Origin of the sequence: Spirulina subsalsa CS-330, from assembly GCF_028330765.1 — a bacterium.
Taxonomy (GTDB): Bacteria; Cyanobacteriota; Cyanobacteriia; order Cyanobacteriales; family Spirulinaceae; genus Spirulina; species Spirulina subsalsa_A.
The window spans coordinates 37,453-46,206 of sequence record NZ_JAQMTY010000166.1; the positions used below are offsets into that span (position 1 = coordinate 37,453).

9 protein-coding genes and 1 pseudogene are annotated in these 8,754 nt (G+C 55.1%); 4 read left to right on the top strand and 6 right to left on the bottom strand.

All coding sequences use genetic code 11. From position 1 onward, the window contains the following. The first annotated feature begins 4 nt into the window (after nt 1-4). Together PN477_RS11405 and fmt are read left to right on the top strand one after the other, a co-directional pair. Nucleotides 5-802, top strand: coding sequence for an OmpA family protein (locus PN477_RS11405; RefSeq protein WP_272118230.1), 798 nt, complete (start codon nt 5-7; stop codon nt 800-802). 17 nt (nt 803-819) lie between these two features. Next, nucleotides 820-1,818 (top strand): methionyl-tRNA formyltransferase, encoded by a 999-nt coding sequence (fmt, locus tag PN477_RS11410; RefSeq protein ID WP_272118211.1) that lies wholly within the window; start codon nt 820-822, stop codon nt 1,816-1,818. Nucleotides 1,819-1,840: 22 nt separating this feature from the next. Here fmt and PN477_RS11415 read toward each other — a convergent pair whose 3' ends face one another. Together PN477_RS11415 and PN477_RS11420 are read right to left on the bottom strand one after the other, a co-directional pair. Further along, nucleotides 1,841-2,017: a hypothetical protein gene (locus PN477_RS11415; RefSeq protein ID WP_272147290.1), complete on the bottom strand. Its 177-nt coding sequence runs from the start codon at nt 2,015-2,017 to the stop codon at nt 1,841-1,843. A 57-nt stretch (nt 2,018-2,074) separates the two neighbouring features. Further along, complete coding sequence (locus PN477_RS11420) at nt 2,075-2,542, bottom strand: hypothetical protein (RefSeq protein WP_272118213.1); 468 nt, start codon at nt 2,540-2,542, stop codon at nt 2,075-2,077. A 74-nt stretch (nt 2,543-2,616) separates the two neighbouring features. Between PN477_RS11420 and hetZ the strand changes: the two genes are divergently transcribed. Both hetZ and PN477_RS11430 read left to right on the top strand, forming a co-directional pair. Further along, a complete protein-coding gene (hetZ, locus tag PN477_RS11425; protein WP_272118215.1) occupies nt 2,617-3,834 on the top strand; it encodes a heterocyst differentiation protein HetZ in 1,218 nt (405 codons plus the stop codon). A gap of 16 nt (nt 3,835-3,850) precedes the next feature. Continuing rightward, nucleotides 3,851-4,945 (top strand): hypothetical protein, encoded by a 1,095-nt coding sequence (locus PN477_RS11430; protein WP_272147291.1) that lies wholly within the window; start codon nt 3,851-3,853, stop codon nt 4,943-4,945. 135 nt (nt 4,946-5,080) lie between these two features. On the opposite strand, the gene gor is transcribed toward PN477_RS11430, so the two are convergent. The 4 genes and pseudogenes from gor to PN477_RS11450 all read right to left on the bottom strand — a co-directional run. Further along, nucleotides 5,081-6,433 carry a glutathione-disulfide reductase gene (gene gor / locus PN477_RS11435; RefSeq protein WP_272118219.1) on the bottom strand — a complete coding sequence of 451 codons (1,353 nt, stop codon included), beginning with the start codon at nt 6,431-6,433 and terminating at the stop codon, nt 5,081-5,083. Between the two features lie 135 nt (nt 6,434-6,568). Next, nucleotides 6,569-8,050, bottom strand: a complete 1,482-nt coding sequence (gene cobQ / locus PN477_RS11440; protein WP_272118221.1) for a cobyric acid synthase CobQ — start codon at nt 8,048-8,050, stop codon at nt 6,569-6,571. A 9-nt stretch (nt 8,051-8,059) separates the two neighbouring features. Further along, nucleotides 8,060-8,455, bottom strand: a complete 396-nt coding sequence (locus PN477_RS11445; RefSeq protein WP_272118224.1) for an Npun_F0494 family protein — start codon at nt 8,453-8,455, stop codon at nt 8,060-8,062. 86 nt (nt 8,456-8,541) lie between these two features. Further along, nucleotides 8,542-8,754, bottom strand: a pseudogene (locus tag PN477_RS11450) (RNA-guided endonuclease InsQ/TnpB family protein); the annotation flags it as partial.

The window sequence follows — 8,754 nt, forward strand, 5'->3', positions numbered from 1 at the left end:
GGATGTGATACAGCCTACGGATCAGAGCAAGAATCGTCACGACTATTTACCCACTCAACCCCCGGCGCGTTCATGGCCGGGTTGGCTTTGGGATGGCACATTGCGCTTAATTTTGCTGGGGTTTGGTAGTACGTTGGCGATGGCGTTGGGGGTGGCGATCGCCCTCAACCGTGAACCCAATGTCCCCGCGTCTCAACCGTTCCTCGCTCAACTGTGGGACGCGATCCAACGCCCCGCTCCCGTTGCCTCCAGCCAAACCACGGCGCTGTCCCAACCCCTCAGCACCGAAATTGAGCGAGTTGATGCGCAATGGCAACAACTGCGCGATCGCATCACCATTCTCGAAAGTCAATTGGGACTCTCCCCCACAGAATCACCCTTGCGCGATCGCATCGCCCAGTTGCAGGAAACCGTCCAAGCCCAGGCCACCCCCCCCTTATCCCAAACCGCCAACCTTCCCGGCCAACGCCTCCAAATCACCCTCCCCAATGACCTCCTTTTTAACGAGGCCAATACGATTTCCGATTCCGGAACCACCATTTTGGATGCGATCGTCGGCGACCTCAGCGCCTACAGCGGCCAAACGATCCGGATTGCCGTCCATACCAATCACCACAGCGACCCCACCCGCAATCGTGAACTGTCCTATCAACTGGCGCAAACCGTGGAAACCTACCTCAAACAAGAGGTATCCGCCCGTTGGGTCGCCATTGGCTACGGCGATCGCTACCCCATCACCCCCGACCCCAGCAGCGATCGCGAAGCCCAACAAAACCGCCGTCTTGAAATCGCCATCGATTAGCCCATCTCGCCATCATCATGCTCAAACTCGTCTTTTTCGGCACACCTGAATTCGCCGTCCCCAGCCTCAAGCGCCTCATCGCCGCCCCAGATTTTGACGTGGTCGCCGTCGTCACCCAACCCGACAAACCCAGAGGGCGCGGTAAACGCCTCATTCCCTCCCCCGTCAAAGCCGCCGCCGAAGCCGCCACTCTCCCCGTCTGGCAACCGCGCCGGATCAAAAAAGACCCCCCCACCCTCGATCACCTCCGCAGCCTCAAGGCGGATGTTTTTGTGGTGGTGGCCTATGGCCAAATCCTCTCAACGGAAATCCTGAATATGCCCCGTTTGGGTTGTGTCAATGGTCACGGTTCACTCCTGCCCGCCTATCGGGGGGCGGCTCCGATTCAATGGTCGATCTGTAATGGGGAGACGGTGACGGGGATGACGACGATGTTAATGGATGCGGGCATGGATACCGGGCCGATGTTGCTCACCTCCCAGGTTCCTATCGGTCTGCTGGACAATGCTCAAACGATGATGGCCACCCTGGCTGACGATTGCGCCGATCTTCTGGCCAAGACGCTACCCGGATTAGCCACGGGTGCGATCGCCCCCATCCCCCAAGATGACAGCCTCGCCACCTATGCCCCCCTGCTGAAAAAAGCCGATTTTCAACTGAATTGGGCCGGCAGTGCGATCGCCCTCCACAACCAAATTCGCGGCTTCTACCCCAATTGCGTCACCCCATTCCGCAACGCCCCCCTCAAAGTCCTCGCCACGGTTCCCCTCCATCCCGACTCCTGGCCCCAACTTCCCCCCGAATTTCACCCCCTCCAAGCCCAACTCCAAGACCTCCCCCCTGCCGCTCCCGGCACGGTGGTCAAGGTGATCAAAAAATACGGCCCCGTGGTGCAAACCGGGTCGGGCTTACTCCTGCTGCGGGAGGTACAACCCGCCGGAAAACGCGCCCAGTCGGGCTGGGATTTTGCCAATGGGATGCGGGTTCAGGTGGGCGATCGCATTTCGATGGTGTGACTCTAAACGTTCAATGAATCAATCATTCATCTGATTCTGAATCGAGACTGTCCCATGAATTCCGCTCGTGATTGAGATAGTCATCTACGGCATCAGCCGTTTCAAATCTATTACTTATCGGTGCTTGTTTCAGCATTGCAAATACAGATTGTTTTTGATCAGCATCAGATTGGCATAGCATCGCAAATGTACCTAACATACTCAATAAAATCACTCATTACTACGGGATCAGGGCTTCGCCTGTTCCCACCAATCACTAAGCAAAATCGGCGGGGGGGGAGGGTTTGGTTTTGAGGAATTGTTGTTGGACGAGGTTTTCTAGCTCCGTTCGTTTGATTTCTTTGCCGGCTGTAAATTCTCCCGATTTTTCAAAAAAGACGAGGCTGTCTACGGTTTTGAGGGCGAAGAGTTGGAAGAAAATATGGGTGACGGGTAGGGAAACGGGGCGTAAGTCAGCTTCGGCGCGACCGTTGAAGGTCATCGCGTCTTGGGGAGAGGCGAAGGCATAGACGACTTTTTTTTCTAAGTCCGGCTCGGCTCGATTGCTCAGGGTCGTGAGTACCCAACGCTTTTGCTGATTTTGCACCACGTAGTAATTGGGATATTTCATGTGGCGGGCGTAGGCGCGGAGTACCGGAATTACGGCTTGGGTTAATAGTTGTGGCGTTTTGCCGTCTTGGGGGGCGTTGTGCAAGAGTTGCTGAAGTTGAGGCTCAATATCCATAGATAATTCCGTATAATATCGGGCAGTTTTCCGGTGTTTTCTGACTGACAAGCGGTGAATTTCCTCGTATTTTAATGGTATGGGAAACCAAACAGGGGCATCACGACTCTTTAAATCAGGAAGACGCAGCCGATCGCGTCCTGTGTGACCATCCCTTATTGAGTGATCCCGACGTGGAATTTATTACCCAATCGCTTTATCAAGATCTTCACCACCAGACTAAGGCTACGAAAAGCCACTGTTGGGACGTTGCGCAGCGTTTAGCGACGGAGGTTTGGCGGATTTGCCAGGAAAGTCAGCGGATTCAGACTTCTGGCGAGGTGGAAAGTTGGGCGCGGACGCTGGCGCAGCATCGCTTAAAACAATGCTTGCGGTATTACAAGCTGGGATCGAAGCGGGGGCGGGTGCAGTTACAAAGTTTGCTGAGTTCGATTGTCTATCGCTATATTTTGCCGCCCCAGGGGTCGAGTAGTTATCAGGGGCGGGTGGCGTTGATTGAGGATTTTTTGCAGGGGTTTTATCTCGAAGCGTTGAATTTGTTTCGTCGGGAGACGGAGTTACCGGCAACCTATACGCCGCGATCGCTCCTTCAACTCGCGGAATATATGGCGTTTTGCGAACGCTATGCGAAGCGACGAATTCCGCTACCTAGACGGCGATCGCAGCAGCTAATCATTCTCCGCGCTCAAACCTTTTCCCAGAAACAACCCCCGGAAGCCTCGGTGGATATGGATAGTGCGGCGGATGGAGGCTATGGGGGGAGCGATCGCGACCATGGCGATCCCCTTGTGCAGCAACTCCGCCTGATCTTGAGTGATGGACAGCAATCCACGCCGGAAGGCAGCCTCCACGACACTGTGATTGACGAACTCTTGCGCTATTTTGAAGATCGGAACCAGGTGGATTGTGCAGACTACTTTATCCTGCGGCTGCGGGATCTTTCGGCGCAAGAAATCGAGGCTATTTTAGAGATCACGCCTCGCCAGCGGGACTATCTCCAACAGCGGTTCAAATATCACTTAATTCGGTTTGCGTTATCCCATCGGTGGGAGTTGGTGCATCAATGGCTAGGGGCGGATTTAGACCATAATTTAGGGCTGACACCGCAAGAATGGCACAATTTCTATCATCAACTGACCGAACAGCAGCAACAGTTGTTACAACTCAAACAGGACGGACTGGATGCGGCAGCGATCGCAACTCAATTGTCCTTAACGGTGACACAAACTGAAAAACAGTGGTTTAAACTGCTGGAAATGGCGTGGGATATTCGGAACCGCTCAGTATCCTGATCAGGGGCATCTCCAAATGAATAGTAACATGAACAACAATTTGGACGGGTTGTATCAAGAACTGCTTGCCAGTTTCCAACAACAGTCCAAACAGCAACACTTTTCTCTCAACCAGGGTAGCGACGTTGCCATGCCTGACTCTGACCTCACCCCACTAATGGAGGATGCTCTCTGGAGTGATTCTCTAACCTGGGATGACCCTGAGTGGGACTTGGCTTCTTCTGATGGTGGTGAATCTGCTCAAACCCCTCAACCTTTCCCGCTGGGAGACTTTTCAACCGTGCAAAAACGTTTCCAAACTTTGCTAAAACAACGACTGTACACTGAGATTCAACATAATCCGCCCCGCTTTCCGTGGGAAAGCAGTGCCGATCGCTGTACGTTAGACTACAGCGACGATACGACCCAAAACCTATCGACGGCACAGCGCATTTGGTTACCCCATCTAGCGGATGTTTTACCCGTTGTCTTGCCGCCGCTGGTCTTGGCACAGTTGCTCGAAACCTGTAATCAGGTGGTGGGATCGATTCGTCCCCAAGCGGCCAAGATGGTGAATGCGGTGCAACCGTTATTTCCGGACTATGCCCAAACCCTGAATGAGGTGATGGGACGGATTCGCTTGTCGCCGAGTCTTTGTCCGACGCGCTTTTCGGCGGCGGAGCAACAGAGTCAGCGCGATCGCCTCGCGGCCATTCTGCCAACGGACTACTACGAAGCTTCCGTGGAACAGCAGATGGTGATTGCGCTGCTTGTCGCGAAACAAGTGCTCGACCTGCTGGCCGTCACTTTGTCCCCCAGTCAGCCCCAGGTGGAACGCCTGTGGATGACCAACGCGGGGATCATTCGGTTGGCGATCGATTATGACCCGGAAACCGCACGCGGGGGAGACTGGATGAGTCAAACCCCACTACGGGCGCGGGTGCAATTGCCGGGGGCGGGAAGCCTCGCCCTGACGACGGCGCAAGAGGCCATTACAGCCCAACGGAATACGGCGGGATATTTGAGTGTTGAATTGTCGAATTGGGATATCGAGACCTGTTACTTACTGACCGTAGGACTCGATCGCCCCGTGCCAAGTTCCCTCAAATTCGCAATTACTTGTCAGGTGTAGGTAGGGGCTGAGGTGTAACCGCCTACCCCACAACCCCTCACCCCAACCCTCTCCCGTAGGAGAGGGCTAATGGCTCCCTTCTCCTGGCGGGAGAAGGGCTGGGGATGAGGGCCAATGATTGTGGTGTGCAACCGGCTAGCGCATCGTGACAAATTCTTCGCCGGAACTGGGGTGAATGCCGACGGTGGCATCAAAATCGGCTTTGGTGGCTCCGGTTTTGAGGGCGATCGCCACCCCTTGGATAATTTCCGCCGCATCATCCCCGACCATGTGCGCCCCTAACACTTTGTCTGTGTTGGTATCCACAATTAACTTCATCAGGGTTTTCTCCTCTTTCCCCGGTAGCACATAGTACATGGGGCGGAATTTGCTGCGATAGACTTTGACCGCATCGCCGTATTGTTCCCGCGCCTGGGCTTCCGTGAGGCCAACGGTAGCCGCTTCGGGGGTGGTGAAGATGGCGGTGGGCACGTTTTCGTAGCTCATCAATTTGGATTGACCGCCGAAGACGGTATCGGCAAAACTGCGCCCCTCTTGGATGGCGACGGGGGTGAGGTTGATGTTGTCGGTGCAGTCGCCGACGGCGTAGATATGCTCTTCAGCGGTTTGACTGTATTGATCCACTGCGATCGCACCATTCACCACTTCCACTTTCGTATTTTCCAGCCCCAAATTATCCAGGTTGGGACGGCGACCCGTAGCGGCCAAGCCCACAGCATCGGCAACGACGGTTTCTTCCCCTTCAGGGCCTTTGAGGGTAACCGTTAAGCCATCTTCACCGGGGGTAATGGCCACCGGTTCAGTCTGGGTGAGGAGCTTCACCCCATGAGCCTGCATCGACTCCTGAACCATGGCACGAATGTCATCATCAAAGCCCCGAAGAATATGATCGCCCCGAATCACCTGGGTCACCTCCGACCCCAGCCCATTCAAAATACAGGCAAATTCGCAGCCAATATAACCCCCACCTAAAATCATCAAGCGTTGCGGCTGTTCCGGGAGGTGGAAAATTTCATCCGAGGTAATGGTGTGCTCAATACCCGCGATCGAACTGGGTTTGACGGGTTTTCCCCCCACCGCGATCAGGATTTTATCCGCCGTCACCGTCTTCTCCCCCACCATTAACGTATGGGAATCGACGAACTTCGCATAATGGGGCAACAATTCCACTTGGGAATTATCCAGCATCCGTTGATAAATCCCATTGAGGCGACCCACTTCACCATTGACCGCATTCATTAACGTCGGCCAATCAAATTGACCATCCGACACAGTCCAACCATAGCCCCGGCTATCTTCAATCAAGCCGGGAAAATGGGACGAATAGACCATTAACTTTTTCGGGACACAGCCGCGATTGACGCAGGTTCCGCCTAAGCGTCCCACTTCGGCCACACCAACTTTCGCGCCATATTCGGCGGCCCGTCGTGCGGTGGCAATGCCTCCAGAACCGCCACCAATCACGAATAAATCATAGTCGTAGCTCATGCAACCTCCAGGTGTTCATTCAAAATCAAGCTTCTTCAGTGTGACACTTTGCTTGAGGTCAGGACTAGGGGGAGAACCGCAAGGGGGGCGATCGCACCCAGCCAGGGCGTTTTTTCCGTCCGATTCCGGCCACGATTAGGATAAAAGGGGCTGGAGGTTGAGATGATCTTCTACGAGGGTGGCGAGGCCGTTGAGCATGATTTCCCGCTGTTCCCGGTAGTTGGATACCCCCGTCGGCAGCGAGAGCAGGCCCCGCCGTTGGCGCAGGTGGTTAATCCAGGTGCGCCGCCAGGGGCCATTATCAAAAATGCCGTGGAGATAGCACCCCCAGATCGATTGATTGGGATCGACGAGGCCGAGGCTGTCGTCATCAAAGAGGGCCTGGGGTTGATTGGTGGCATCACGGCGGCGGTGGAGCCGCTGGGTTTGGCCCTGGTGGATTTCGTAGCCTTCGATGGGAAGACCGGCGTGGGGATAATAGGAAAAGCAGGTGCGCTGCTGGACGATTTTGTCGCGGGTGATCGTGGTTTGGATCGGGAGGAGTTGGAGTCCGGTTTGTTCACCGGCTTCGCCTTCGAGACCGTGGGGATCGGCGATGCGATCGCCCAACATTTGAAAGCCGCCACAAATCCCAAACACCGTCCCTCCGGCGGCTACATAGTCTTGAATTTTTTTCGCCATGCCGCTGCTGTGGAGGGCGTTGAGATCACTCAATGTAGTTTTCGAGCCGGGCAGAATCACCGCATCAGGGTAGCCCAATTCCCCGTCGAGATTGACATATTTCACCCCCACCGTTGGCTCGGCTTCGAGGGGGTCAAAGTCGGTGAAGTTGGCAATGTGGGGGAGGCGGATGATGCTGATCGTGGCTTCCTGTTGGGTTTTATGCGATCGCCGATCGAGCAAACTTAAAGAATCCTCCGCCGGAAACAGTTGATTACTCCAGGGGATCACCCCCAGCACCGGAATCCCGGTATAGTTCTCCAGCCAGTCAATCCCCGGCTGCAAAATCGACAATTGCCCCCGAAATTTATTGATCACAATCCCTTTAATCAGCGATCGCTCATCCGGGTCGAGCAGCGCCAACGTCCCCACCACATGGGCAAAAGACCCGCCCCGATCAATATCCACAATCAAAACCGTCGCCGCGTTGAGGTATTTCGCCACCCGCATATTGGTGAGGTCGCGGTGTTTGAGGTTAATTTCCGCCGGACTGCCCGCCCCCTCGCACACGATCACATCAAATTCCGACGCTAGACTGTGCAGGGATTCCGTAATCGCCTGCCAGCCCCGATCAAAATACTGCTCGTAATAGTTGGCCGCCGTGGTCGTCCCCACCGCCTGGCCGCGAATAATCACCTGGGAGGTGCTGTCGCCTTGGGGCTTGAGTAGGATCGGGTTCATCTCCACCCAGGGCTTCACCCCCGCTGCCCAGGCTTGTACCGCTTGGGCATAGCCAATTTCACCGCCGGAGGGGGTGACGTAGGCGTTCAGGGCCATGTTTTGGCCTTTGAAGGGGGTAACGCGACAATTCTGGCGGTTGAGAATCCGACAGAGGGCGGTGGCGAGCATCGATTTTCCGGCATGGGAGGTCGTGCCGACGACCATAATCGCTTTCATTAAATGGTTTTAGAGGGGGAGACGGAACCAGCGGTGTATCCAGTTGAGGAGGCGATCGCCCCAGGTCGCTGGGGGGATGCCTTGGGCGGAATCTGACCAGGCTTGGGTTAATTGCCAGCCCAACGGCGTGAGGCGAAAACTATCGGTGATGCCCTGGCCATCCACTTCCCGACGCACCAGCCCCACCTGAATCAACCACATCATCTGACTTTCGGCCTGCCATTCCGTCAGGGGGGTGCGGGTATAGGCCTGGGTAACGCCCGCTGTTCCCGCTAGGGCATCGAGGGCGACGCTCGTGGTGCGAATCGTGCGCAACAGCGTCAGGGTAAAGGGGGAACAGCGCAGGGCACGGGCAGCGCGATCGCAAATGCGGGCAGAATAGCGAATGGAGGAAGAAGAGGTCATGGTGCTTGCAAACGGCTAGACGTTCAGGATAGATCATGAGGCCCTCGCAAAAGGGCAATGAAGCAATTCTTTGACATACTCCCCCACTAAACCCTACGGGCTAGAGTGGGGGATTCTGAACAGCCAGTTACCTGACCATTTATCCACTCAAACAACGATAGTTGCAGAGGGTTGCTAGGCTCAACGACTAACGCCATTGATTTATCCTGATTTCTCAAATCTGTTAATTCAGATTTAGCCGTAACTTTCTGATTATCCACCAGTAGCTTGGACGGACTAATCCCAAGTATTTCAAGTCC

What these genes read in the sequence shown, in the direction of transcription:
- fmt (WP_272118211.1), top strand. Translation starts at nt 820, where the DNA reads ATGCTCAAACTCGTCTTTTTCGGCACACCTGAATTCGCCGTCCCCAGC.
- PN477_RS11415 (WP_272147290.1), bottom strand. Translation starts at nt 2,017, where the DNA reads ATGTTAGGTACATTTGCGATGCTATGCCAATCTGATGCTGATCAAAAA.
- PN477_RS11420 (WP_272118213.1), bottom strand. Translation starts at nt 2,542, where the DNA reads ATGGATATTGAGCCTCAACTTCAGCAACTCTTGCACAACGCCCCCCAA.
- hetZ (WP_272118215.1), top strand. Translation starts at nt 2,617, where the DNA reads ATGGTATGGGAAACCAAACAGGGGCATCACGACTCTTTAAATCAGGAA.
- PN477_RS11430 (WP_272147291.1), top strand. Translation starts at nt 3,851, where the DNA reads ATGAATAGTAACATGAACAACAATTTGGACGGGTTGTATCAAGAACTG.
- gor (WP_272118219.1), bottom strand. Translation starts at nt 6,433, where the DNA reads ATGAGCTACGACTATGATTTATTCGTGATTGGTGGCGGTTCTGGAGGC.
- cobQ (WP_272118221.1), bottom strand. Translation starts at nt 8,050, where the DNA reads ATGAAAGCGATTATGGTCGTCGGCACGACCTCCCATGCCGGAAAATCG.
- PN477_RS11445 (WP_272118224.1), bottom strand. Translation starts at nt 8,455, where the DNA reads ATGACCTCTTCTTCCTCCATTCGCTATTCTGCCCGCATTTGCGATCGC.